This window comes from Pseudotabrizicola formosa (assembly GCF_002900965.1).
Classification (GTDB): Bacteria; Pseudomonadota; Alphaproteobacteria; order Rhodobacterales; family Rhodobacteraceae; genus Pseudotabrizicola; species Pseudotabrizicola formosa.
On record NZ_PJOM01000002.1, the window covers coordinates 1,109,152 to 1,133,872 of the forward strand.

Annotated in this window: 25 protein-coding genes; 8 read left to right on the top strand and 17 right to left on the bottom strand. The window is 64.9% G+C overall.

Going from position 1 to position 24,721, the window contains the following annotated elements; genetic code table 11:
• Positions 1 to 24 precede the first annotated feature (24 nt).
• From CXR43_RS17900 to CXR43_RS09265, 6 genes are all read left to right on the top strand, one after another.
• Complete coding sequence (locus CXR43_RS17900) at positions 25 to 192, top strand: hypothetical protein (protein WP_168219792.1); 168 nt, start codon at positions 25 to 27, stop codon at positions 190 to 192.
• A gap of 26 nt (positions 193 to 218) precedes the next feature.
• The gene (locus CXR43_RS09245; RefSeq protein WP_103333677.1) at positions 219 to 1,400 is read left to right on the top strand and encodes a vWA domain-containing protein; all 1,182 of its coding nucleotides are present in this window, start codon (positions 219 to 221) and stop codon (positions 1,398 to 1,400) included.
• Positions 1,397 to 1,750 (top strand): hypothetical protein, encoded by a 354-nt coding sequence (locus tag CXR43_RS09250; RefSeq protein ID WP_103333678.1) that lies wholly within the window; start codon positions 1,397 to 1,399, stop codon positions 1,748 to 1,750. The genes CXR43_RS09245 and CXR43_RS09250 overlap by 4 nt, the downstream gene beginning before the upstream one ends.
• Complete coding sequence (locus CXR43_RS09255; protein ID WP_103333679.1) at positions 1,747 to 2,337, top strand: DedA family protein; 591 nt, start codon at positions 1,747 to 1,749, stop codon at positions 2,335 to 2,337. Before CXR43_RS09250 ends, CXR43_RS09255 begins: the two co-directional genes overlap by 4 nt.
• A 39-nt stretch (positions 2,338 to 2,376) precedes the next feature.
• Positions 2,377 to 3,063, top strand: coding sequence for a M48 family metallopeptidase (locus CXR43_RS09260; protein WP_103333680.1), 687 nt, complete (start codon positions 2,377 to 2,379; stop codon positions 3,061 to 3,063).
• A gap of 73 nt (positions 3,064 to 3,136) precedes the next feature.
• Complete coding sequence (locus CXR43_RS09265) at positions 3,137 to 3,463, top strand: hypothetical protein (RefSeq protein WP_103333681.1); 327 nt, start codon at positions 3,137 to 3,139, stop codon at positions 3,461 to 3,463.
• 14 nt (positions 3,464 to 3,477) lie between these two features.
• On the opposite strand, the gene CXR43_RS09270 is transcribed toward CXR43_RS09265, so the two are convergent.
• From CXR43_RS09270 to CXR43_RS09280, 3 genes are read right to left on the bottom strand one after another with little or no spacing between them, the layout of a single operon-like run.
• Entirely contained in the window at positions 3,478 to 4,029 is a 552-nt protein-coding gene (locus CXR43_RS09270) for an RSP_2648 family PIN domain-containing protein (protein WP_103334151.1), read from the bottom strand.
• 5 nt (positions 4,030 to 4,034) lie between these two features.
• The gene (locus CXR43_RS09275; protein WP_103334152.1) at positions 4,035 to 5,279 is read right to left on the bottom strand and encodes an RSP_2647 family RNA methyltransferase; all 1,245 of its coding nucleotides are present in this window, start codon (positions 5,277 to 5,279) and stop codon (positions 4,035 to 4,037) included.
• A gap of 44 nt (positions 5,280 to 5,323) precedes the next feature.
• Positions 5,324 to 6,001, bottom strand: a complete 678-nt coding sequence (locus CXR43_RS09280; protein WP_146036499.1) for a DUF6778 family protein — start codon at positions 5,999 to 6,001, stop codon at positions 5,324 to 5,326.
• Between the two features lie 260 nt (positions 6,002 to 6,261).
• On the opposite strand from CXR43_RS09280, the gene edd reads away from it, so the two are divergent.
• Positions 6,262 to 8,067 carry a phosphogluconate dehydratase gene (gene edd, locus CXR43_RS09285; RefSeq protein ID WP_103333683.1) on the top strand — a complete coding sequence of 602 codons (1,806 nt, stop codon included), beginning with the start codon at positions 6,262 to 6,264 and terminating at the stop codon, positions 8,065 to 8,067.
• Between the two features lie 92 nt (positions 8,068 to 8,159).
• Positions 8,160 to 8,801, top strand: coding sequence for a bifunctional 4-hydroxy-2-oxoglutarate aldolase/2-dehydro-3-deoxy-phosphogluconate aldolase (locus tag CXR43_RS09290; RefSeq protein ID WP_103333684.1), 642 nt, complete (start codon positions 8,160 to 8,162; stop codon positions 8,799 to 8,801).
• 41 nt (positions 8,802 to 8,842) lie between these two features.
• On the opposite strand, the gene CXR43_RS09295 is transcribed toward CXR43_RS09290, so the two are convergent.
• From CXR43_RS09295 to CXR43_RS09360, 14 genes are all read right to left on the bottom strand, one after another.
• Complete coding sequence (locus CXR43_RS09295) at positions 8,843 to 10,510, bottom strand: FAD/NAD(P)-binding protein (protein ID WP_103334153.1); 1,668 nt, start codon at positions 10,508 to 10,510, stop codon at positions 8,843 to 8,845.
• Between the two features lie 290 nt (positions 10,511 to 10,800).
• Positions 10,801 to 11,286, bottom strand: a complete 486-nt coding sequence (locus CXR43_RS09300) for a DUF2383 domain-containing protein (protein ID WP_246831323.1) — start codon at positions 11,284 to 11,286, stop codon at positions 10,801 to 10,803.
• Between the two features lie 100 nt (positions 11,287 to 11,386).
• Positions 11,387 to 13,456: a glycogen debranching protein GlgX gene (gene glgX, locus CXR43_RS09305; RefSeq protein WP_103334155.1), complete on the bottom strand. Its 2,070-nt coding sequence runs from the start codon at positions 13,454 to 13,456 to the stop codon at positions 11,387 to 11,389.
• Positions 13,456 to 14,703 carry a sugar phosphate nucleotidyltransferase gene (locus CXR43_RS09310; RefSeq protein ID WP_246831324.1) on the bottom strand — a complete coding sequence of 416 codons (1,248 nt, stop codon included), beginning with the start codon at positions 14,701 to 14,703 and terminating at the stop codon, positions 13,456 to 13,458. The genes glgX and CXR43_RS09310 overlap by 1 nt, the downstream gene beginning before the upstream one ends.
• A 135-nt stretch (positions 14,704 to 14,838) precedes the next feature.
• Positions 14,839 to 16,617 carry an SLC13 family permease gene (locus CXR43_RS09315; protein ID WP_103333685.1) on the bottom strand — a complete coding sequence of 593 codons (1,779 nt, stop codon included), beginning with the start codon at positions 16,615 to 16,617 and terminating at the stop codon, positions 14,839 to 14,841.
• A gap of 89 nt (positions 16,618 to 16,706) precedes the next feature.
• Positions 16,707 to 17,447, bottom strand: a complete 741-nt coding sequence (locus CXR43_RS09320; protein WP_103333686.1) for a YoaK family protein — start codon at positions 17,445 to 17,447, stop codon at positions 16,707 to 16,709.
• A 126-nt stretch (positions 17,448 to 17,573) separates the two neighbouring features.
• Positions 17,574 to 17,843 (bottom strand): hypothetical protein, encoded by a 270-nt coding sequence (locus CXR43_RS09325; protein WP_103333687.1) that lies wholly within the window; start codon positions 17,841 to 17,843, stop codon positions 17,574 to 17,576.
• Complete coding sequence (locus tag CXR43_RS09330) at positions 17,830 to 20,628, bottom strand: [protein-PII] uridylyltransferase family protein (RefSeq protein ID WP_103334157.1); 2,799 nt, start codon at positions 20,626 to 20,628, stop codon at positions 17,830 to 17,832. Before CXR43_RS09330 ends, CXR43_RS09325 begins: the two co-directional genes overlap by 14 nt.
• Positions 20,629 to 20,877: 249 nt before the next feature.
• Positions 20,878 to 21,237 (bottom strand): HesB/IscA family protein, encoded by a 360-nt coding sequence (locus CXR43_RS09335; RefSeq protein ID WP_103333688.1) that lies wholly within the window; start codon positions 21,235 to 21,237, stop codon positions 20,878 to 20,880.
• 28 nt (positions 21,238 to 21,265) lie between these two features.
• The gene (locus CXR43_RS09340) at positions 21,266 to 22,009 is read right to left on the bottom strand and encodes a DUF3307 domain-containing protein (protein ID WP_103333689.1); all 744 of its coding nucleotides are present in this window, start codon (positions 22,007 to 22,009) and stop codon (positions 21,266 to 21,268) included.
• A complete protein-coding gene (locus CXR43_RS09345; protein WP_103333690.1) occupies positions 22,002 to 22,634 on the bottom strand; it encodes a hypothetical protein in 633 nt (210 codons plus the stop codon). Before CXR43_RS09345 ends, CXR43_RS09340 begins: the two co-directional genes overlap by 8 nt.
• Positions 22,635 to 22,823: 189 nt before the next feature.
• Positions 22,824 to 23,183 (bottom strand): SUF system Fe-S cluster assembly protein, encoded by a 360-nt coding sequence (locus tag CXR43_RS09350; RefSeq protein WP_103333691.1) that lies wholly within the window; start codon positions 23,181 to 23,183, stop codon positions 22,824 to 22,826.
• 103 nt (positions 23,184 to 23,286) lie between these two features.
• Complete coding sequence (locus CXR43_RS09355; protein ID WP_103333692.1) at positions 23,287 to 24,123, bottom strand: arginyltransferase; 837 nt, start codon at positions 24,121 to 24,123, stop codon at positions 23,287 to 23,289.
• A gap of 112 nt (positions 24,124 to 24,235) precedes the next feature.
• Positions 24,236 to 24,700, bottom strand: coding sequence for an RDD family protein (locus tag CXR43_RS09360; protein ID WP_246831325.1), 465 nt, complete (start codon positions 24,698 to 24,700; stop codon positions 24,236 to 24,238).
• Positions 24,701 to 24,721: the final 21 nt, after the last annotated feature.

The window sequence follows — 24,721 nt, forward strand, 5'->3', positions numbered from 1 at the left end:
CGGACAGCAGGCAAGGGAAAGCGGATGATCGTTCTGGCGGGTTTGGTCCTTGGGGTCGTGTTGGGGGCCTATACCGCGCGCAAACGCGGCGGCAACCGGCTGGACATGGCACAATATGCTGCAGGCTATGCCATCGCGCTGATGCTGTTGGGCCTGTTCGTGACCATTTTCATAGAGCGCGCCTTATCCTGATGCCCGGCGTGCGGAAAGGCTGAGCGATGTTCCTGCCGTTCTTCGACTGCCTTCGAAAAACCGGCGTTCCGGTGTCCTTGCGCGAATATCTGGGCTTTCTGGAGGGCATGGCGGCAGGGCTTGCCACCTACGATGCCGATGCGTTTTATTACCTTGCCCGCACGGCGATGGTGAAGGATGAACGCCACATCGACCGGTTCGACCGCGCCTTTGCAGCCAGTTTCCAAGGGCTGGAGCAGATCACCCCAGAACAGGTGCTGGACGCCATAGACCTGCCGCGCGCCTGGCTGGAAAAGCTGGCCGAAAGGCACCTGACGGCCGCAGAACGCGCGGAAATTCAGGCGCTAGGCGGTTTTGACGCGCTGATGGAGACGCTGAAGAAACGGCTGCAAGAGCAGACGGGCCGCCATCAGGGCGGTAGCAAATGGATCGGCACTGCCGGCACCTCGCCGTTCGGGGCCTATGGCTACAACCCCGAAGGCGTGCGCATCGGGCAGCACGAAAGCCGCCACAAAAGCGCGGTCAAGGTCTGGGACAAGCGCGAATTCCGCAACCTGGATGACAAGGCCGAGCTTGGCACCCGCAGCATCAAGATCGCGCTGCGCAACCTGCGCCGATGGGCCCGCGATGGGGCAGCGCAGGAATTTGATCTTGATGGCACGATTCAGTCCACCGCGCGCTCGGGCTTTTTGGATGTGCAGACCCGGGCCGAACGGCGCAATGCGGTCAAGGTGCTGATCTTTTTTGACATCGGCGGCAGCATGGACCCCTATGTGCGGGTGATGGAAGAGCTGTTTTCTGCCGCGCGGTCAGAGTTCAAACACCTTGTCCCGTTCTATTTCCACAACTGCCTGTACGAAGGCGTCTGGCGTGACAATGCCCGCCGCTGGGACGCGCAGACCCCCACTTGGGATGTGCTGCGCAGCTATGGCCCGAACTACCGGTGCATCTTTGTCGGCGACGCGGCCATGTCCCCCTATGAGATCTTGCACCCCGGAGGTGCGAATGAACACTGGAACCCGGAATCCGGCCAGGTCTGGCTGGAACGCGCCTGTGCGCAGTGGCCGCAGCATCTGTGGATCAACCCGGTGGCTGAGGCGCATTGGTCCTATACCCAATCCACCCAGTTGATTTCGAGCATTTTCGCGGGCCGCATGGTGCCGATGACCATTGAGGGCCTGACCCGGGGCATCAGGCTGATCCGATGACCCTGCTGCGCCGCCATCCGCTTCTGGCCAGCCTCTTCGCCCTGGCCCTGATCCTGACACTGGTGTTTGCCGGCCGCTTCGTGGCGCAGGTGATCTATTGGTCCGACCCGGCGCGGCAGGAGCAGGATGTCGAAGGCTGGATGACCCTGCGCTATATTGCCCGCAGCTGGCAGTTGCCGCCGCGCGATCTGTATGACGCTGCGGGACTGCCCGGCCCGACGCGGCGCCAGCCGATGACGCTGGAACAACTGGCCGAAGACCGCGGCATCCCCTTGCCCACCCTGATTGCCGAGGTCGAGGCGGCCATCGACCGCCTGACCGAAGCGCGCGACGGGGTGGCGGCACCGTGACCGATTGGATGCTTTCTGCCGTGCCGACCTATGGGCCCTGGCTGGTGGCGCTGGTCACATTCTTGTCCTGTGTCGGGGTGCCGGTGCCTGCGTCGATGCTGATGCTGGCCGCAGGGGGCTTTGCCGCCGCCGGTGATCTGGAGGTCTGGCAGGTGGCATTCGCCGCGCTGCTGGGCGCGGGGGTCGGCGACCAGACCGCCTATTGGGCGGCGCGCAAGGGGGGTGCCCCGCTGGTCGACCGCATTGCCACCGGTGCCCGGGAACAGCTGCTGGACCGTGCCCGCGCCCAGGTGGCCGCCCGGGGCACATTGGCGGTGTTCCTCACCCGCTGGCTGATCAGCCCGCTTGCGCCCTATGCCAACCTGATCGCCGGGGCCAGCCGCATGCGCTGGCTGCCCTTTGCATCCGCCGCCGTTGCAGGAGAACTGGTCTGGGTGGGCGTCTATGTCGGTGCAGGCTATACCTTTGGCGACAATCTGGAAGCTGCGACCGAATTCGCCGGGTCAATCGTTGGATTTCTGGCCGCAGGGGCCATCGCCGCCGCGCTTGGCTGGTGGCTGTGGCATTTGGCCAAACGCGGTGAGTGACCCTTTCCCTTTGCCGCGCCCCGCCCCATATTCCAAAGCATGATCAAATTCCTGCCCATCCTCCTTGCCATCGGATACGCCCTTCTCATGTGGCGGTTCTCGGTCTGGCGTACGGGGAAGATGCTCGACAGCCAAAGCCAGCCCCTGACCGACCCTGCCATCACCCGCCTGGCCGACCGGATGGCACAGGCGCTGGAGATTCCCACCATCAAGGTCAACGTGTTCGAGATTGACGCCGTCAACGGCCTTGCCGCCCCCGACGGCCGCATTTTCCTCACCCGCGGCTTTATGAACCGCAAGGCCCGTGGCGAGGTCAGCGCCGAAGAACTGGCCAGTGTCATCGCGCATGAACTGGGGCATGTGGCCTTGGGCCACACCCGCCGCCGGATGATCGACTTCACCGGGCAGAATGCCGTGTTCGTGATGCTGTCGGCGCTGCTCAACCGATTCATTCCAGTGCTGGGGGTCTGGATTGCCAACCTGATCTCCACCGCGCTGATGGCCCGCATGTCGCGCCGCGATGAATTCGAGGCAGATGCCTATGCCTCGGCCCTGCTGGTCAAGGCGGGCATTGGCACGGCGCCGCAAAAATCGCTGTTCCGCAAACTGGAAGCATTGACCAATACATCAGGCCCGGGCGTGCCGGCCTGGCTGCTCAGCCACCCCCGCACGGATGACCGCATCAGGGCGATCGAGGCGGCGGAAATCCGTTGGCAAGCCCGCTGACCGTTGTTTTGATGGAACCCATGGCCGGGTCTTGCGTTGCCTCTGTGTAATTTGACACTCTACAGGAGGCCTTATGTCCGCCCCGCAAACCAATATCGAAAAACAGAAGCGCCGTCACCGCGGCCCGCTGATCGGGATGATCGTCGTGGTCCTTGCCGTCGGCCTCTACTATCTGTGGTGGGTCGGCTACGAAGTCTCGGAATCTAATCCGCCGCAGGGCGAACAGACCCAGATCGACAGCCGCACCGGCCAGACAACGGACCCCGCCCCATCGGCAACCGAAGCCGAATCGGCACTGGTGCCGCGGGCCGAACAGTCATCGCCCGGCGTACCGGCGCAGAATGTTGACCCGCTCACGCCCGCCGATGTTCCGGCAGTGGATGCTCCGCCGGCAGAGTAATCTTTCGCATGGGTTTAGACCCCTGCCCTGTCCAATGCCTTTGCCAACCGGTTCAGCCGCGCCCGCTTCAACAGCGATGTGCGGCTGAACGTTTGTCCTGCCAGCCGGCAGGCGGTCGCGTGGACATCTTCTACAACCTGCGCCACGTCCTGCGGGTTGTGCGACCAAAACTCCCACAACATCCCATCGGGATCGCGCCGCTCCACCCCTTCTTCGGCCAGCAGTTGGCGCGGAAAATCCATGGCGTTGAAGGTGATGATACAGTCGGCCGATCCACCGATGGCCACCGCAAGCACATGCACATCATCAGGGTCCGGTAGCATCAGCCGGGCCTCGATCTCTGGCCGCTCGCGCAGCATCGCCGCCGGAAAGCGCGCCCGCAACAGTGCCGCCTCCCCCTCCGCCACAGCCTGCTGCACCGGCCCCAGCTTGGCCGTCGCCCGCACCCATTCGCGCAGGATGCGTTCGGAAAACAAAGGCTCGTACAGCCCCGCCGCAGCACATCCCATCAGGATCTCCCGCAGCACGGTCGGATAGAGCACGCAGGCGTCCAGAACCGCCCGCAAGCGCGTCACCCGTCCAGCCGGAAGGTCAGCGCCTTCAGATAGCCCGATTCTGCCAATTGCGGCAGCATGGGGTGGTCTGGCCCGGCAAAGCCGGTGTGGATCAGCTGCGCCCGCCGCCCGCCGCGCCCGATGCCCCGACCGCTTGCATTGCGGAACGAGGCCAGATCGGCAGCGTGAGAACAGGAACACAACACCAGGTAACCTCCCGGTGCGACCAGCGGCGCTGCCAGCCGCGCCACACGCTCATAGGCGCGCAAGCCTGCTTCCAGCGCAGGTTTGGCCGGTGCAAAGGAGGGCGGGTCGCAGATGACCAGATCAAACTGCGCGCCCTCGGCCCCCAAGGCCTCCAGCACGTCAAAGGCATCGCCCTGGCGGGTGGCAAAGCGTGCCTCTACCCCCATTGCAGCAGCACCCTGCGCGGCCAAAGCCAGCGCCGGGGCCGATCCGTCCACCGACAAGGCGCTTTCTGCCCCGGCCGCCAGACAGGCAAGGCCAAAGCCGCCGACATGGGCAAACACATCCAGCACCCGCGCGCCCCGTGCCAGACGCGCGGCAAAGGCGTGGTTCGGGCGCTGGTCATAAAACAACCCGGTCTTCTGGCCGCCCACAAGGTCGGCCATGTAGAGCGCCCCGTTCATTGGCACTGTCAGCGGCCCGTCCACCGCGCCGCGCACCACAACGACCTCTTCGGCCAGCCCTTCCAGACTGCGTGACCGGCCCGTCCCGTTCTTGACCACCGACGCCACACCCGTCACCGCCATCAGCGCCGCCACCAGCACATCCAGATGCGCCTCGGCCCAGGCCGCATTCGGCTGCACCACGGCCACATCGCCAAAGCGGTCAATCACCACACCGGGCAATCCATCGGCCTCGGCATGCACCAGCCGGTAATAGGGCGCGTCGAACAGCCGCGCGCGCAGGTCCAGCGCACGGGCAATCCGCAGCTCGAACCAGGCTTGGTCAATCACCGCTGCCGGGTCACGGTCCAGCATTCGGCAGATGATCTTTGATTTGGGGTTTACCGTCACCAGCCCCAGGGGCCGCCGCTCACCATCCTCCAGCACGGCAAGCGTGCCGGGGGCCAGACCTTGGGTCCGCCGGTCGGTGACCAGCTCATCGGCATAGACCCAAGGGAAGCCGTGCCGGATCGCCCGGGCCTCGGCCTTGGGTTTCAGCCGCACCACGGGAAGGGTGCGGGCATCGGCATCAGAAACGGAGTCGGGGGCGTCATGCGCAACGGGAGGGGTCATCATCCCCTTCCCTTACCGCAAACGCCCCGCTTGGGAAATGCCCCTCAGCGCAGGGTCACGATATCCGGCTGCGTCAGGGCCCGGGCCAGCAGCATCGGGTCTGTCACCCGCGCCGAGAGTTCAGATCGGATTGCCTGCGCCAGCCGGTCCACCACCACCACCCGCTGGGTGCGACCTGCCAATTCCTCGGCCACCGCCTGTTTGCCGCCAGCAGCCTTTGCATCGGCCACCACCGCACGTGGCCCGTCGATCACCGCGCCCGTTTCAGCATCGCGCACCGTCAGGTCAAAGCGCATGGAATGGGTGCCACCCACTGTATAACGGGTCTTTTCCGTTACCGAGTGAAAGCGTGTCACCTCGACATCCACCACAACGCGGCGACCCGAGGTCATCGCGCTGGTGCCGCGCTCCATCGCCTCACGGACCATCGCCGCCACCTGCGCATGGCGATTGCCCCTCGGCTCGCCGCGCCAGACGATATCGGCCACCGGATAGAACATATTGGCTTCCGACACCTTCAGACTGTCGGGCACCGCGACGCGGACCTCTTGCACATCGTATTGCGCCGCCATCACCTGCGCTCCGGCCGGGAGGCGGACCGCCCCCGGCCCCTGCGTGGCCAGCGTCATCTGACTCCGGTCCGCCTGCATAACCTCCGGCCCGGTGCCACAGGCCGACAGAGCCATCACCACAGACAGAACCGGTATAAGCAGTGTCTTCATCACCAAATCCTCCGGGGAGGTCTTCCCCTTGTCTTTGCAGGCATAGCTGCCAAAAATGGCACGATTACGCGCAAATCTGTGCAAAAGCGGGGTTTTGTGGTGTCTGCGGGGCGGGCCACAGCCCCTGTAGAAGCGCCTCGCCTTGCCTGGCGGCGGGCCCCCTGGGGCTCTGGCAGCGGCTGGGGGGGCACCCGCTCTTGTTAGCGCTAACAAATTCTGATACGCTGATGCCACCGCCAGCCACAACGCAAAGGCCCGCCATGACCCTGCATCCCACGATCGCCCGCGTCACCGACCGCATCCGCGCGCGCAGCCATGGACCAAGGGGCGATTACCTGCGCCAGATGAGCGCTGCCGTGGCCGCCGGCCCCGCGCGCAGCCATCTGACCTGTGGCAATCAGGCCCATGCCTATGCTGCGATGGCGCAGGACAAGGACACGCTGGCCACCACCCGCGCCCCCAATATCGGCATCGTCACCGCCTATAATGACATGCTCTCGGCGCATCAGCCGTTTGAACGTTACCCCGACCTGATCCGCGCCGCCGCTCGTGCCGCCGGGGCCACCGCGCAGGTGGCCGGTGGCGTGCCTGCGATGTGCGATGGCGTCACCCAAGGCCAGCCGGGGATGGAGTTGTCGCTGTTCTCACGCGATGTGATCGCGCTGGCCGCAGGCGTGGCGCTGAGCCACAACACCTTCGACTCTGCCCTCTACCTTGGCGTCTGCGATAAAATCGTGCCCGGCCTGATCATCGCCGCCGCCAGCTTCGGCCATATTCCGGCGGTGTTCGTGCCCGCCGGACCGATGACGAGCGGAATCCCGAATGATCAGAAATCTGCCGTCCGCAACGCCTATGCCGAAGGCAAGGCCAGCCGCGACGAGCTGATGGCGGCGGAAATGGCCAGCTATCACGGCGCGGGCACCTGCACCTTTTACGGCACCGCCAATACCAATCAGATGCTGATGGAATTCATGGGGATGCACCTGCCCGGCTCCAGCTTCATCAACCCCGGCACGCCTTTGCGTGACGCGCTGACCACGGCAGCGGTGGAACGCGCGGCCCAGATCACCGCACTTGGCAATGATTTCCGGCCGGCCGGCGAGATTCTCGACGAACGGGCCTATGTCAACGGTCTGGTGGGGTTGATGGCCACGGGGGGCTCCACCAATCTTGTGCTGCACCTGCCGGCGATGGCGCGGGCCAGCGGGGTGATCCTTGATCTGCAGGATTTTGCCGATCTGTCCGATGTGGTCCCGCTGATGGCCAAGGTCTATCCCAACGGCCTTGCAGATGTGAACCATTTCCACGCCGCCGGCGGGTTGCAATTCCTGATCAACCAGCTGCTGGACGCAGGGCTGCTGCATCCCGATGCCAAGACGGTTCAGGGCGACGGGCTGGAGGCCTACCGTCAGGAACCCACGCTGAAAGAGGGCAAGCTCGGCTGGCAGGACGGCCCGCGCATCAGCCTGAACGACAAAATCGTGCGGCCCGCCTCTGATCCTTTTGCCTCCAGCGGCGGCTTGAAACAGCTGTCCGGCAATCTTGGGCGCGGCGTGATCAAGGTCTCCGCCGTCGCCCCCGAGCGCCATATCGTGCAGGCCCCGGTCCGCATCTTTCACACCCAGGATGCGGTCAAGGCCGCCTTCAAGGCGGGCGAATTCACCTCTGACACCATCGTCGTGGTCCGCTTTCAGGGCCCCAGCGCCAATGGGATGCCCGAACTGCACTCGCTGACCCCCACCCTGATGGTGCTGCAAGATCGCGGGCTCAACGTGGCGCTGGTCACCGATGGCCGCATGTCGGGGGCCAGCGGCAAGGTGCCTGCCGCCATCCACGTCTCCCCCGAGGCCGCCAAGGGCGGCCCCCTCGCCCGCCTGCGCGACGGCGACATCGTCCGCCTTGATGCGGTCGCAGGCACGCTGTGCGTATTGGCAGAGGATTTCGACAGCCGCCCCCCCGTCACCGCCGATCTCTCGGCCAACAATCATGGCATCGGGCGCGAACTCTTCAACGTCTTCCGCCAGACCGTCGGCACCGCCGACACCGGTGCCGGCGTGGTGGTCTGACGCAGCACCCTCTTGTCTCATTATCTGTTCTTAAATATCCCCGCCGGAGGCTCCTGCCCTCCCCGCCTCTCTGCCGCCAAAGGACCATGCCCATGACCCCCGCCGAACAATCCGCCCGCGCGCTTGACGTGTGCCGCCTTGCCCCCGTCGTTCCCGTGCTGGTGATCGACGATCTGGCGCATGCCCGCCCCTTGGCCGAAGCGCTGGTCGCGGGTGGTCTGCCTGCGCTGGAGGTCACCTTGCGCACAGCTTGCGCGCTGGACGCAATCCGAGTGATGGCAGAGGTTCCGGGCGGCGTCGTCGGGGCAGGCACGCTGCTGACCCGCGCGGATGTCAAGGCCGCCAAGGAGGCCGGGGCCACCTTCGGCGTCTCGCCGGGGGCAACCGAGGCTCTGCTCGACGCCTGCGCCGAATTTGATCTGCCTCTGCTGCCCGGCGCGGTCACCGCATCCGAAGTGATGCGCTTGCTGGAAAAGGGCTACACGGTGCAGAAATTCTTCCCCGCCGAACAATCCGGGGGGGCGGCCTTTCTCAAATCCATCGGCGCGCCGATCCCGCAGGTCAGCTTTTGCCCTACAGGGGGCATCAGCCTGAAAAACGCGGCCGATTATCTGTCACTCAAGAACATCCTCTGCGTCGGCGGCTCTTGGGTCGCGCCCAAAGAGGCAATGGCGAAGGGCGACTGGGCCACCGTCACCACCCTTGCGGCCGAAGCACGCGCTTTGCGCGGCTAGGTCCAGGCCAGCGCGCGACACTGTGCACAAAACGGCTAGCCTCAGGCCGCCCAGCCCCATTGATCGATGCGCCGTTTGCGCCGCGCCGCGCGCGGGGTCTCGGCCCGCATCTCTTCTGCCAGGGCTTCGGCAATCACCGCCCCGATTTCGGCCGAGGCGGTGATGCCCTGAACGAACGGCCGGTCGTGCATCAGGTACGGCAAGGCCGCCAGCACCAAGCGCCCCTCGAACCCCGGCACGCCGGTCAGCGCGAAGGCAGCGTCCAGATCCGGCACCTCTTGCCCCGCTTCCAGCACGGCGCGGCGCAGCCCGGGAAAGGGCATATCCTCTGCCGCCATCGGGCGCTGGCCGCGCGCGTCGATGAACACGTCAAACCGCATCTGCCGCGCCGGCGCGGCCTGATCTGCATCCGGTGCCAAGGTGATCACCGTGCCTTGCGGCCCGGGCTCCAGATCATAATCCTCGCCCAATGCCACCACCCGCAGCACGCCCGCATCCCGCAGCGCCAGCAGACGGCGGATCGATTCCGGTGGGACGGCGGCGTAATTGTCGATGAACACCCGCTTGAGCCCCGCATCAAACCGGGCGCGGTCGGCCTCGGGTAAGCTGGCCACAACCGCTTCGACCTGTTCATGCATGCGCAAGATGGCATAACGCCAGCCGACCGTCACCTTATTGGCCTTGTTCGCCTCGACCTCGCGCAGGTTTTCCCGCGCCCAGCCAAAGGGATCGCGCGCCATCCGGTCTGCAAAATAGGTCTGCGCGACATCATCCGCCGTCAACTGGTCAAGGCCGATCTTCTCGGCATATTCCGGGTCCGCCACTGCAATCTCGGCCCGGAACAGATCGAACACCGCATCCAGCGGCCTTGGCCCGGCAAGCGCCTGCGTCAGCGCGCTGTCGGTCATCACCTGCAAGGGGCTGTAGGGAATGGGGCAATAGAAATCCGCCTCTGGCAACACCCCGCTGCGTGACATCAAGGTGATCTGCAGGCCGGTGCCATCCGCTGCTGCATCGTCGAGGTCATAGGTCAGGTCTTCACCACGCCCGCTGAGACGAAAGCGCCCATGCTGGGTTGCGACCGCCATCGCCGCATCGATCGCGCTCAGCGAGGTGCCAAGAATGCCCACGCGCAATGCGGGAATGTCGGTCTGAATCAGCCCGGACCAAGGGTTGGGGAAATAGCGCCCTGTGCCCGGATCATCCTCGGCAAAGCTGTGGCCCGAGGCCACGATCACATGGTCAAACACCGCCGTTTCAGACGGTGCCGCCGCCACCACCAGCCGCAAGCCAGTGCTTTGCGCGACGATATCGGTCACCTCGACCCCGGTTTTTACCACCACCTGATGGCCTGCCGCCTGCGCCCGCGCGATCAGCTGCTGAAACTGGTCATGAAAATAGCTCCCCAGCATCAGGCGCGGCGTGAACAGGCGTTCATCCAGATCGGCACGCACCAGCCCGAACCGCGCCAGATCGGCATCGGATTGCGCCTGCATCCAGTCCAGATAGCCTGTCACCAGTGGTGGAATTTCAATACTTGCGATATTGGCCAGCATTGCCTTGGTGGCCGAGTCCAGGGAATAGGGCGTGCCGACGCCGATGGTGTCGCCCTTTTCGTACAAGGTGATCCGGCAGGCCGGTCCGGCACTCAGCCCGGCAAAGGTGTAAAGGCCGGTCGGCCCGGTGCCGATGATCGCGACAGATTTCATGCTGACAGACTCCTGACCGGCAAAGGCTCCGGCACCGTGCAAACGCGCATCAGCACCGGCAGGTTCCCCTGACCTGGAGCCAAGCATCGCGAACCCCTTCCAGCCGGATACGGTGAAAAAATTACGCCGGGGGAAGGCCTTCCCCCGGCGCAGTGCCACTCGTGAAATACCAAACGGAAATCAGACAACTTGTTACCAACCGATACAGGGCAAAGCCCCGCACCGGATCCTGTAGCGCAAGTTCATGACGGGGGTGCAGCGCATAAGGCCGGCCCGAGCCCGTCAAACCCTCAGTCCAGATGGCGGGTGTCTTGCAACAGCACTGTCAGCTCATCGCGCATGTCGCGCAGCTGGGTTACGTCCGCTGGCGGCATGCCAGCTGCGCCAATGGCGTCGTCAAAGGCCTCCAGCACGTGGTTTTCACCATCGCGGATGCTGTCCATCACATCGGCATCAATGTCATCGAACAAAGCGCGCAGTGACACCACAGCCTTGTTGACGGTGCCCATGAAACTGCCGTCGGCATCGGGTTCGACGCCGTGGCGGATCAACATGGCGGTCAGGGCCGCATTGTGGCGGTCATGAATCGCGCGGAACCGTTCGGCCACCGGGCGGAACTCTGGTTCGGCCTTGTCTACCATGGTGACATAACCGGCCAACGCATCCGCCGTCCGGCGTTGCAGCGCCAGCAAGGCATCGGCGGCATCCGGGGCCGCTTCGGGTGCAGTGCCGGTTTCGGTATCAAGCATCATCGCGGCGGTTGTCGGGGTGAGCATGGAAACTCCTTTCACGCGGTTGCAGGGATTCTGCCGGGTCGGCTGCCCGACCCTGTGCAGATACAACGCCGGTCCCCCGGCTGGGGTTCCGGCGCAGCGGTCAGCTTTGCACCAGAACCAGAACCGCCTGCCCCGGCACCATCACCTGCCCCGAACGCGAGGCATCGGCCCCCTCCTGCGGCACGACGGCCTCGGCCGCGCTGTCGAGCCGAAGGGTCCAGTCGCCCTCGGGCAAGACAAAATCTGCGTCATCGCCCGCATTCAGCACAACCAGCACATCGGCCCGCTCTGCCCGGCGCAGCACCAGCCCCAGCGGCCCTTCCTGCTGCCAGTCGCCGTCCTGCATCTCGCGCCCTTCGGCGTGCAGCCACACCGCCTCGTCGGCCATGCCGTCGCCATCCCCGGCCCCAACGGCAAAGCGCCGTCGCGCCAGACCCAGATCGCTGCGCAGCGCCGTCATCTGACCCACGGCCTGCACCAGTTCGGCTTTCGCTTCGGCCCAGTTGATCCAGGCCAGCTCGTTATCCTGACAATAGGCGTTGTTGTTGCCCTGCTGCGAATGGCCCAGCTCGTCGCCCGCCAGGATCATCGGAACGCCCTGCGACATCAGCAGACTGGCCAACATCGCCTTGGCGCGGCGCAAGCGGCCATGCAGGATACCGGGGTCATCGGTCGGACCTTCGGCCCCCATGTTGTGCGACAGGTTGTTGTCGTGGCCATCGGCATTGTCTTCGCCATTGGCCTCGTTGTGCTTGTCATCATAAGACAGGCAATCCCACAGGGTAAAACCGTCATGTGCCGCCAGAAAGTTGACCGAAGAGGTCGCCGGCCGGCGGGAGTGGTGAAACTGCACCGGTGACCCCAGCAGGCGCTGCGCCAGATCGCCGCGCAGGCCGGCATCGCGCCGCCAGAAGCTGCGCAGGTCATCGCGCGCCTTGTCGTTCCATTCCCGGAAGGGCCAGGGGAAACCGCCCACCTGATAGCCGCCCTCGCCGATATCCCATGGTTCGGCGATCAGCTTGACGCGGCTCAGCACCGGGTCTTGCCGGATCGCGGCAAAGAAGGCGCCTTCCCGCTCGAAGCCCGCGCTTTCGCGCCCCAGGGTCGAGGCAAGGTCAAAGCGGAACCCGTCGACATGCATCACCTGCACCCAATAGCGCAAGCTGTCCAGCACCATGCGCAACACCATCGGATGCGCAACATTGAGCGTATTGCCGCAGCCGGTGGTGTCAAAGCTGTGGCGCGGGTTTTCGGGCGACAGGAGGTAATAGGATGCGTTGTCGATCCCGCGGAACGACAGGGTCGGCCCCATCTCATTGCCTTCCGCCGTGTGGTTGTAGACCACATCCAGCAGCACCTCGATCCCGGCATCATGGAAGCGGCGGATCGCATCCTTGATTTCCGACAGTTTGCCGGTCTTCAGATAAGGCGCATTCGGCGCAAAGAACGACAGCGAGTTATACCCCCAATAGTTCGACAGCCCCTTTTCCAGCAGATGCCGGTCCTGCACAAAGGATTGCACCGGCAGCAATTCGATGGCGGTGATCCCAAGTGCCTTGAGGTGATCAATCACCGGGGCGGATGCCAGCCCGGCAAAGGTGCCCTGATCGGCCTGCACCACCCCGTCATGGCGCATCGTCAGTCCCTTGACATGCGCCTCGTAGATCACGGTCTTGTCCCAGGGCGTCTGCAAGGCGCGGTCTGCCGACCAGTCAAAATTCTGGTCCACCACCAAGGCGCGCGGCATGAATGGGGCGGAGTCGCGGTCATCAAATGCCGTATCCTCACCGCCGACAGGATAGCCGAACAGCGCATCATCCCAAGTCAGCGTGCCAGTCAGCTGCCGGGCATAAGGGTCCAGCAACAATTTGTTCAGGTTGAAACGGTGCCCCTCTTCCGGGGCATAGCGGCCATGAACGCGGTAGCCATAGGCCTGGCCCGGCATCAGCCCCGGCACAAAGCCGAACCAGACCCCGCCCTCCATATCGGGCATGTCCATACGGGCGGTTTCGGTCTGCCCGTCAGGGCCAAAGAGACACAGCTCCACCCGCTCGGCATGGTCTGAAAACAGCGCGAAATTGACGCCATCTCCATTGGGTTCGGCGCCAAGGGCATCAGGATGGCCTGCGTCCCGGTCAAAGGCCACATCCTGCGTAACGGCTTTTAGCATCATGACACCATCTGTTGGAAAAATCTGAACCGTCCCTGACGCGCTGTGCGCGGCAAGCTCGCGGCCCGGCGCGACAACATCTGTGTGGTCACCAGCGTCGTCCCCCCCGGGGTCACCCGGAACCAGCGCGCATCCTCGACCGGGTCTTCGCCCACCACCAGCCCTTCGGGCAGGGTGACACCCGGCGCAATCAGCGCCCGCGTCAACCGGCAGCCCGGCGACAATCGCGCGCCATCCATCAGCACCGATTGCTCCACCACGCCCCAGCCCGGTTTTCCGGACGGGCTGTGCAGCGGCGCAAACAGCCGCAGGCCACCCACCGTAGTCGACATGCCAAAGCGCGACAGCACCGGCTCCAGATCGGCCAGATCGGGGGATGGCAAGGCGCAAGGCACCTCACCGGTCTCGAACAGCAGGGCGGTTTCGCGCAGGCTGTCCAGCGTGCCCACATCGCGCCAGAAGGCGGGCTGACCGCGCTCGCTGTTCCAGACCCAGGCAAAAGCATCGCCCGCGGCCACCGCCTGAGGCAGTATGTCATGGCCGAAATCATGGCCGCTGCCCGCCACCTGCGCATCTCGCGCCAGCATGTCGCGCAGCCAACGCCAGTCGCAGATGTAGATGCCCATGCTGGCCAGCGCCTGATCCGGCCGGTCCGGCATCCCGCGGGGCGCGGCGGGCTTTTCGACGAAGGCGCGGATCTGGCCGCCGTCATCGGCTGTGATCACGCCAAAGTCACGCGCGGCCTCGCGCGGTACGGGCTGCGCTGCCACCGTGATGCGCGCGCCAGAGGCGCGGTGCGCCGCGATCAGCGGGCGATAATCCATTTCATAAACATGATCCGCCGACAGGATCAGCACCTCACGCGCGCCAAGCCCGTCCAGATCGGCCCGGTTCTTCCACACCGCATCCGCCGTGCCGGTATAACCCAACTCCGCATCCGGCAGGTCTGACCCCCGCCGCAGCCGAAGCGCCCCATCCCCCAGCCGCCCGCTCCAGGCGGCCTGCAGATAGTCTTCCAGCGGCTCGGCCCGGTACTGGCTGGCCACGATCACGTGCTGCAGACCTGACCGCACGATGTTTTCCAGGGTGAAATCCACAATCCGCCGCCGTCGCGCAAAAGGCAGCGCCGGCTTGCAGGTCCGCTCGGTCAACTCATAAAGACGCGATCCGCGCCCCCCGGCGAGCAGAAGGGTCACCAGGTTGGCAGATCTCTCATCCTGCGTTGCGTCGCTCACCATGCTGGCCATTGTTCGGATCTCCGGAAACAGGGACAGAGGCGGCATCTGCGCCAGTGTCCGACAACTGTGTGAAGTCCGGTGTCAACGCCACAACCGCGGCTTGGGTTGCATGAAATCTGCGTGCCTCGGCGATTAATTGCCCGCTTATAACGGCCAGAACCACAGGATCGCCGGCATCCCCACCGCTATCACGATCGCCTCCAGAGGCAAGCCCATCCGCCAGTAATCCGAAAACCGGTACGACCCCGGCCCCATGACGATGGTGTTGTTCTGATGTCCGATCGGCGTCAGGAACGCGCAGGATGCGGCAATCGCCACCCCCATCAGATAGGAGTCCGGGTTCGTCCCCGTCGCCTCGGCCAGCCGGATGCCCACCGGGGCGGCCAGAATGGCGGTGGCATTGTTGTTGAGCACATCCGAGATGAACATGGTCGAGACGATCAGCACCAGCAGACCCACCCAGGCCGGCAGTCCCGATGTCGCAGCCGCCAGCGCCCCTGCAATCAGCCCAGATGCGCCGGTGCTGTCCATTGCCATCCCCAGCGGGATCAGCGCCGCCAGAAGGATGATCACCGGCCAGTCGATATGGTCATACAGATCCTCTACCCCCAGCACCTTGAACAGCACATAGCCAATCACCACCGCCCCCAGCGCCACCGGCATCGTCACCAGCCCAAGGCTGACCGCCGCAATCGCGGCGACGAACATCAGCACCGCCCCCACCGCACGCTTTTCCATCGTCACTGTCTCGCGCCGGCTCAGCGGCAGCAGGCGCAGCGCATCGGCGATGGCCTCGGCCTCGGTTTCGGGGATCAGCACCAGCAGGATGTCGCCCGCAAGGATCTTGGTGTCGCGCAGCTTGTCATGCAAGGTGCGGTCGCGCCGCATGATGCCCAGCAACACCGAATCGTGGTCCACCGCCAGCCGCGCCTGACGCGCCGTGCGCCCCACGATGCGCGACGCATCGGTGACAACAAATTCCACCATCACCTCACCGGCCAGGGAAATGCGCGGCGCATCTGCCGCCAAGCCATCAGGGTAGGCCAGTTGCAGTTCCACCCGCACCTCCTCCAGCAAGGTCGGGTTCGCCTCGACCAGCAGGATATCGCCAATCTCCAGCACGATGCTGGCCGGAGCGCCGTAAACCCGCCGGCCCCGGCGCTTGACCGCGATCAGTGTCGCCCCCAGCTTTTCGCAGGCGGCGCGCAGATCGGCCTTGCTCTGGTCGATGGATTTGGAATCCTCGGGCACCACCAACTCGGTCACATAATGGCGCATCCGCGCTTCGGTATCGGCGGGTGTGCTGCCCTCGTCCCGGTGTGGCACCAGCCGCCAGCCAACAAAGGCCACGAACAGCAGGCCCGCCACCGCCACAATGCCGCCCGCCCAGGCAAAGTCGAAAAAGCCAAAGGGCGTCCCCGTTGCATCGGCACGAAAGCCCGACACGATCAGGTTCGGCGGCGTACCGATCAGCGTGACCATTCCCCCCAGAATGGTGGCAAAGGCCAGCGCCATCAGCGTCAGGCCTGCCCCCCGCCCCGCCTTGCGCGCTGTCGCCACATCGACGGGCATCAGCAGGGCCAGCGCGGTCACATTGTTCATCACCGCCGACAGCAGACCGCCCACTGCCCCCAAGCGCAGCACATGCAGCGACACCGGCAGATCAGGGTTCGACAGCACCCGCGCCAGAGCATTGATGGCCCCTGTCCGGATCAGGCCGGCCGACACCACAAGCACCAGCGCCACCGTCACCACCGCCGGATGCGCAAAGCCAGAGAAGGCGTCATCGACCGGCACAACGCCGATCAGCACCCCCACGATCAACCCGGCAAAGGCCACGATGTCATGCCGCAATCGCCCCCAGATCATCAGCAGGATAATTGCCGCAAACAAGGCGAACAGCAGCATCTGGGGTTGGGTCAATTTGGGGAATACTCCATAGGTATCAACTCACAACGCGGCCGAGGACAGGCAGTTCCAGCCTCAAAAGCTGTGGGCGTCAGGCGATCCGGTCAGCGCCTTTGCTGCAACAGGGCAGGCACGCTGATCGTCAGCAGGATCAGCGCCAGCGGCATCGAGAAGAAGAAACCGATCTGGCCATATCCGACCGCCCCGATCACCCCACCACCCAGAAAGGCCGCGACAAGCCGCAGCAGGATGCGCAGCTTGGCACTGTCCACCCGCACGCCAAGTCCGGGCCGCAGCAGCGAAAGACAGGCGCGCCCCAGCTCGATCCCGATGTCGGTGATCATGCCGGTTGCATGCGTCGTGCGGATGCGCGCGCCCGAAATCTTGGTGATCGTCGCATTCTGCATGCCCATGATGAAACACAGGCACGCCAGGGCGAACATCCGGCCTGCCTCGCTGGTCAGGGTGCCGCCAAAGGCAAAGCAGAACAGGAACAGTCCCTGCACGGCCAATGGCCAGGCAAACTGCTGCCGGATCGCGGCCAGGCGGGCCACATGGATCAGAATGGTGCTGAAGCCTGCACCGGCGACAAAACCCGTGATGGCCAGACCACTGACAAAGGCAATCCACCAGTTCACGGTCACCAGATTGTCGGCCAGTTGCGACAGATATCCGGTCATATGCGATGTGTATTGGCCCAGCGCAAAAAATCCGCCCGCATTCACCGCCCCGGCAACTGCCGCCAGAACCGTAGCCAGCACAAGATCGTTCCCGGCAGACCGCCGATGCGTCACAATGGCCCGCGCCAGACGCAGAGGATGCAGCATGCGGCGGCGGGTTTTCATCGCATATCCGATTTAATTCACCCTGCCCCTGCAAGACCCGCGCCCAGCATCGCCGGATGCCAGCCAGGCCATCCTGAATACCGGCGCAATGCACCGGCTCTGTGGCCACCCTGTGCCCCCCGTCCCCTATGCCCCCAAGCGTGCCGCCCGTCCACCCCTGCGACGCGGCGGGTCGGGGCGGACCAGCGCCTGCGTCAGCACCTGGCTCATCGGATGCTCTGGTGCGGCCACCGCATATTCGGCCAGCACCGCCCGCAACGCCTGAGTCACATCCACCCCCGGGGCCAAGCTCAGCGCCCAGTCGATGAAAATCGACCGGCATTCCGGCCCGGTGATCCCCTCGATCCGGTAGCTTTCGCGCACCAGCCCCTTGGGGTCCGCCTCATCCTGCCGCATCACCGCTCTCCCCATCCAGATCCCCCATCAGTCTGCTGATCACCCGGTCCGCCTGTGCCGTCACCGCCTCCAGCCGGGCGGTCAGCGCCTCGGCACTGGCCTCTCCCGTCTCGCGCAGCAAGAAGGCCCGGCCCCCGATGCCCAGATCGTCCATGTCCAGCGGCCCCTCGGTCAGCAGCCTTGTGCCGCATTGCAGCCGCCACAGCAGTCTGTAGGCGTCCAGGAGCGCGGTCTGATCCGCCTGCGACACCCCTGCCACCGAACCCGCCGCGATCTGGCGTTCCACCCCGCGTGCGGGGCTGCCCGCAAGCAGCGCCAGCATCTGGGCGCACAGTTCCACATCCATCAGGCGGCCCGCGCCGTTCTTGGCCTCCCAACTCCCCTTCGCAGGCTTGGCCGCCTGCAAGCGCTGCCGCATGGCGGCCACATCGGCCCGGACGGTGGCCCCCTTGCCCTTGCGCAGCACAAGGTCGCGGCGGAACGTCTCCCAGTCCGCCGCCAGCCCCGCATCGCCCGCCAGTACCCGCGCCCGGGTCAGCGCCAGATGCTCCCAGGTCCAGGCTTCGGTCTCCTGATAGCCGGTGAAACTCTGCCATCCCGTCGCCACCGGCCCCTGCCGCCCGGATGGGCGCAGGCGCATGTCGACCTCATAGAGCCGCCCTTCGGGCATCTGCGCCGTCAGCGCAGTCACCATTCCTTGCGTGAGGCGCGCATAATAGGGCCGCGTGGCAAGCGGCTTTGGCCCGTCGGATTGCTCGACCCCCGCCGCATCATAGATCATGATCAGGTCCAGATCCGACCCCGCATTCAGCCGCTGCGCCCCCATCGACCCCATGCCGATCAGCACCGCCCCCCGCCCCGGCATCGGCCCGTGCTTGCGGGCAAACTCTGCCGTCACCACCGGCCACAGCGCCCCCACCACCGCATCGGCGAGGTCAGCGTAGGCCTTGCCCGCCTCGAACCCATCCTTCAACCCGCGCAGATGGTGCACCCCCACCCGGAAATGCCATTCCTTCATCCAGCGCCGCGCGGTATCGAGCTTTTTCTCGTAATCGGCCACCTCGTCCAGCACCCGCGCCAGATCGGCCCGCAGCGCCACCGTCCCCGGCCACGCGGTCCAGAAACTGCCGCCGATCACCGCATCCAGCACCCCCGCATTGCGCGACAGATGCCGCGCGAGCGACGCAGAGGTGCCGACAATGTCGATGATCAGCTCGATCAGAACCGGATTGGCCTCGAACAGCGAGAAAATCTGCACCCCCGCGGGCAAGCCCGCCATGAAGCCGTCCAGCGCGCGCAACGCCTCATCCGGGTTCGCGGCGCGGTGCAGTTGCCTGAGAAGCTGCGGCCGCAACCGCCGGAAAATCGCCTGCGCCCGATCTGACCGCAGCGCCGGATAATGCATCCAGCCTGCGACGATTTTTGCCGCAGCCTCGGACAGTTCCGGCCCGGCCTCGGCCTCACCCGGAGCAAAGAAGGCATCGGTCAGCGTATCCACCCGCGCAATCCGGTCCAGCAGACCACTGCGAAACGCCGCCACCTCCTCACCGCAAAAGGCCGCAATCCGCGCCACCCCCTCTGCCGTGACCGGCAGATCATGGGTCTGCGCATCGCCCACCATCTGCAAGCGGTGCTCCATCTCGCGGTGCGCGCGGTACAGCGTGGTCAGCTCCGCCGCGACATCCGGCGGCACCCAGCCCTTGGCTGCCAGCACCGCAAGCCCCCCCAGCGTGGTGCGGTCGCGCAGGTCAGGGTCACGCCCCCCCGCAATCAGCTGCCGGGTCTGGGTAAAGAACTCGATCTCGCGGATACCGCCCTGCCCCAGCTTCATGTTGTGGCCCTCCACCACAACCCGGCCGTTCAGGCCGCGATGCTCACGGATGCGCAGCCGCATGTCATGCGCGTCCTGGATGGCGGCAAAATCCAGATGCTTGCGCCAGACAAAGGGTGTCAGTGTTTTCAGAAACCGCGCCCCCGCCGCCAGATCACCACCACAGGGCCGCGCCTTGATATAGGCCGCGCGTTCCCATGTCCGGCCCACGCTTTCATAATAGCTTTCCGCCGCCGCCATCGACAGGCAGACCGGGGTCACAGAAGCATCCGGGCGCAGCCGCAGATCGGTGCGGAACACATAGCCATCCCCGGTCAGGTCCGACAGGATTGCCGTCATCTTGCGGGTCACGCGGATAAAGGCCGCCCGCGCCTCCTGCTCTTGCCCAGGGTAGCGGGTCTCGTCAAACAGGCAGATCAGATCGATGTCAGAGGAATAATTCAGCTCCCCTGCCCCCATCTTGCCCATGGCCAGCGCGACCATGCCTGCCGCTGTCGCCGCATCCTCGGGCAGCGCACCGGGGATCTTGCCACGCCGGATCTCATCCGCCACCAGCCGGACCATCGCCAGATGCACGGCGCGGTCGGCAAGCCCGGTCAGGGCCCCGGTCACCTCTTCCAGCGTCCAGACCCCGCCCAGATCGCACAGCGCGGTCAGCAGCGCGATGCGCCGTTTGGCCTGCCGCAGGCCCGACCCCAGATCCTCCAGCGCCAAGGCCTCGATCCGGACGAACTCCTCCGTCACGGCCTCCTCCGGCCCCTGTGCCAGGGCAAGGCGCAGCCACGCCCCCTCCCGCCCCATCAATCCACGCAGATAGGGACTGCACCCCGCCACCCCCCCCATCAGACCGGCCACCTCTGACCCAAGATCGGAAAACGCCGCCCGCACCTCATCGCCGGTGGCGCGGTCAAAGGCATGCGGAGAGCGGGTCAGCCGTGCTGCAAAATCGGTCATCATCCCCGCAGCTTTGACCAACTGCGCAAGCAGGGTCAATCGCCGACGCGCACCACAGAAAAGGCGCTGCCCCGGCGTGGGACTTGCAACAGTCCTATTATCAGGCGGGGATCAGAAAAATTCTGTCGTGCAGCAGATGCAGCTTTCCCAACGGCCTTGAGCGGATGCAGGCCGGAGCCGGTTGGCCGCAGGCCAGAGGCGACTTGAAAAACAACGCGGCGCAGCCGCTCTATTTTCTTCAAGGCGCGCTCAGGCGGCGGGCGCATCCTTGAACTTGATCGACTCGCCGCAGCCGCAGGCTTCGGCCACATTGGGATTGCGGAACTTGAACCCTGCGTGCAGCAGGTCGATATCATAATCGATCTCGGTGCCGATCAGGAACATCTGCGCCATGGGCGCAATCATCACCCGGGCCCCGTCCTGTTCGACAATTTCATCCAGCGGGTTCACCTCGGACACGTAATCCATGGTGTATTCCATTCCCGCGCAGCCGCCCTTCTTGACGCCGATGCGCAGGCCCTGACGGCCATCCTTTTCCATCAGCCGGGCAATCTGCTTTGCGGCAATCGGGGTCAGGGTGACGGCGGCTTTGCCGGGGATGCCAAACATGGGGGTACTCCTGCTCTCTCGCTTCAATCTAAGGCGAAAGGTCGGGAATTCCAAGCGCTGGCAGCGATGATAGCACCATCACCGTGCCAATCGCCATCAACATGGCCCAGCCGAACGACGCCAGCGTGCCGATGATGACATATTCCGACAGCCGCGCCTCCTCCTTCACCGCGCCAAAGCGCAGCACGGATTTGGCGGCGATCAGGAATCCGATGCCGCCGGGTTCACCCGCAAGGATCAGCACAAAGATGATCCCGCGCTCCAGCATGCCGATGATCCGGCCGCCCCCGGGCAGGCCGTCCAGGCCCACCTCGCTCCAGGGCCGCATCAACAGGCCAAGCGCAAAGCCACCCGCCCGCGTGGCCAGCACCGCACCGGCAATGACGGTGGCGGCAGCGGGCAGCCAGAGCGGCGCATGCGCGGCCCAGGCCCCCTGCATCCAAAGGCCGGGCCAGAGCCCCGCCATCAGCAGCAAGGTGGCAAAATGGGCGGTCTGATCGGCCAGAAAGGCGGCAATTCCTGACAGGTGCCTGCCCAGCAACACCTTTGCCACGTCGATCGCCAGGTGCGCCGCACTCAGGATCGCCACCCCCATCAGCGCCTGCGGCGTCTGCACCCCCAGCACCAGCAACGTGACCACGCCCACCACCCCGATATGCGCGGCCATCCAACCAATGTGCCCCCCGGCCTTGGCCTGCGCCATGCGGTCCGGTTGCAGCACGAAATCGGCCAGGACATGCGCCACAATCAGCAGGGCCAGGGTTTCAGCCATCGGTGTCCCCTTGCGCGAACTGCGTGGCAAAGGCCCGGATCGCGCGCCGCGTCAGATCAAATCCGGCCGCCGACAGCCGCGCCCCAAAGGCCTGCCGCGAAATTCCCAGCCGCTCGGCCAGCACCTGCTGGCTCTGCTGCCCATCCGGGTCCAGCGACAGGGCGACCGCTTCGGCCTGTTCCGGCGACCAGCCCTGCACCTGCGCATCAAGATAGGCCATCAGCGCCTGATGCAGCGGGTCAGTCCCTGCCCCCGCCAGCGCCAGCCACTGGCCCGTGCTCATCGCGTCCAGCGCCCGGCCCGAGGCCACAAAGGCCATGCCGCCCGCAGTGCCAAGATTACCCTTGTCAAAACCGGTGGCATCGCCGATCCCCAGGGCCATCCGGCTGGATAAAAGATCCATGGCGCGCAACTGTGCGGCCAGAAACACCATGACCTCCAGGCCCTGCGCCGCCGCGCCGACATAGGCCTGCCAGCCGTCACCCCGGTAACGATGAAAACGGGCCGTGCTGCCCAGCCGGTCAATAGCCTCTTCGATCACCATCATCGTGTCATCAACCTGCGCCGCCGTGCTGCGGGTCGACAGGATCAGATCGCCGGTAAGGACTGCGTGCCGCTGGATCATACGCAAGCCATACAACTTGCATGTCGAAAATGCAATTCATTTGGCCTGCACTTCAATCAAGAAAGCCAAATGGCTTTCGATCTCGAGAAGCAACCCCAAAACCATGCGGGGAATGCGCAAGCCGAAAGGGTTTCAAATGAAAAATGCAAGCCATTTGGCTTGCATTACATTCGATACCCTGATGGATCTTTACATGAAGCCCAGTTCCAGACGGGCCTCATCGCTCATCATCTCCATCCCCCAGGGCGGATCGAAGGTCATCTGCACATCGACCTGCTTGACCCCCGCCAAAGGCTCCACCGCATCGGCAACCCAGCCCGGCATCTCTCCGGCGACGGGGCAGCCGGGGGCTGTCAGGGTCATGATGATGCCGACCGCGTTTTCCGCGTCGATCTCGATGGTGTAGATCAGGCCCAGATCAAAGATGTTCACCGGGATTTCGGGGTCAAACACCGTCCGGCAGGCCTCGACCACCAAGTCATACAGAGGATGATCGGTGCTTGATGGCTTGATGAGCGGGGTGCCCTCGATCTTTGCTTCGCTGTTCATTCCGGCCTCATCAGGGGTTGTTGAGCGAATATATAGGAAATCCGGCCCGCCCCGTCCAGTCTTCGTCTGAAACGCCGCCGGCAAGGCCCTCTGCTGCGGCAGATCAATCGCGGTGCGGGCGGGCTTCGGGCAGGTTGATACGGGCAACCTGTTCGGCAATGGGGTCCATAGACAGCGGGTGCAACTCGGCCCGGTGCGCGGCCGGATCCCCCAGATCCTGCCATGTGCCGCCCTTGTAGATCTCCAGCGCGGAAAACCCGGCCTTATAACCCATCTTGCGGCTGCCGGGCACCCAATAGCCCAGGTAGACATAGGGCAACCCGGCCTCACGCGCGATGGCGATGTGATCCAGGATGATATGGGTGCCCAGGGACAGATCGACCAGATCGGGGTCGTAAAAGCTGTAGACCATCGACAGCCCGTCATCGAACACATCCGTCAAGCAGACCGCCGCCAAAGCCGCCGACCGTTCACCGGGCCCGCGCGGGGCGGTGTATTCGATCACCCGGCTTTTGATCGGGGTTTCCTCGATCATCGCCGCAAATTCGAAGATATCCATATCGGCCATGCCACCATCGGCATGGCGCGCATCCAGATAGCGGCGGAACAGGGCGAACTGGTCTTCCGTGGCCCAGGGGCTGGTGGCGTTGCGGCGCAGATGGGCTGTGCGCCGCATGATCCGGCGCTGCGTCCGGCTGGGTTCGAAATCGGCCACCCGGATCCGGGCCGACAGGCAGGCCGAACATTCGGCGCAGGACGGGCGGTAGAGCACATTCTGGCTGCGGCGGAATCCCTGCTTGGACAGCGTATCATTCAGCCGCTGCGCATGCTCCCCTTGCAGCGCCGTGAACAGCTTGCGCTCCATCCGACCCTCAAGGTACGGACAGGGCTGCGGAGCCGTCACATAGAACTGGGGCGCGATGGGAAGGGTGTGGCGCATGACTGACTGATTGTGAAAGATGCGTCACGTTAGCAAGCCGCGCGCCGGTCGCCAAGACGGCATTTGTCGCAAGACAGCACTTCAGGACAGCGGTCGCGCAGACTTGCCTGCTTCAGCGCGTGGACGGGCTGTTGATCGCCACAGAGCCCAGCACCAGATCGCTCAGGCCCTGCCCGCGCGACGAGGTCAGCATCAGAACCACCGACAGGATCTGCGGCATCACAAAGGCCATCGACAGCGTATAGCCCAGCGTGTGCAGCAACGCGGTGGCGCCATCAAAACGCTGGCCGTTGCGGTCCAGAAATTCGATGTTCATCAGCCGCATGCCCCAGGTGGCCGAGCGGCCCGACAGGGTGAACCAGCGATAGACAAAGCCCACCACCAGAAACAGTGCCGGCAGGAAAAACAGCGCGGTAAAGGCGGTGAATGGCACGATCAGTGCGGTCACCAGACCGATCAGCACAAGGTCCAGCACCCAGGCCAGGAACCGCTTGGGAAGGACACCTTCGTAAAACGCGGCATGGCGCTCGGGGTCGGGTTGCATATCGGATATCGTCATCGAAGAGATTGTGCGCATGGCAATCGGTCCTGAACAAGA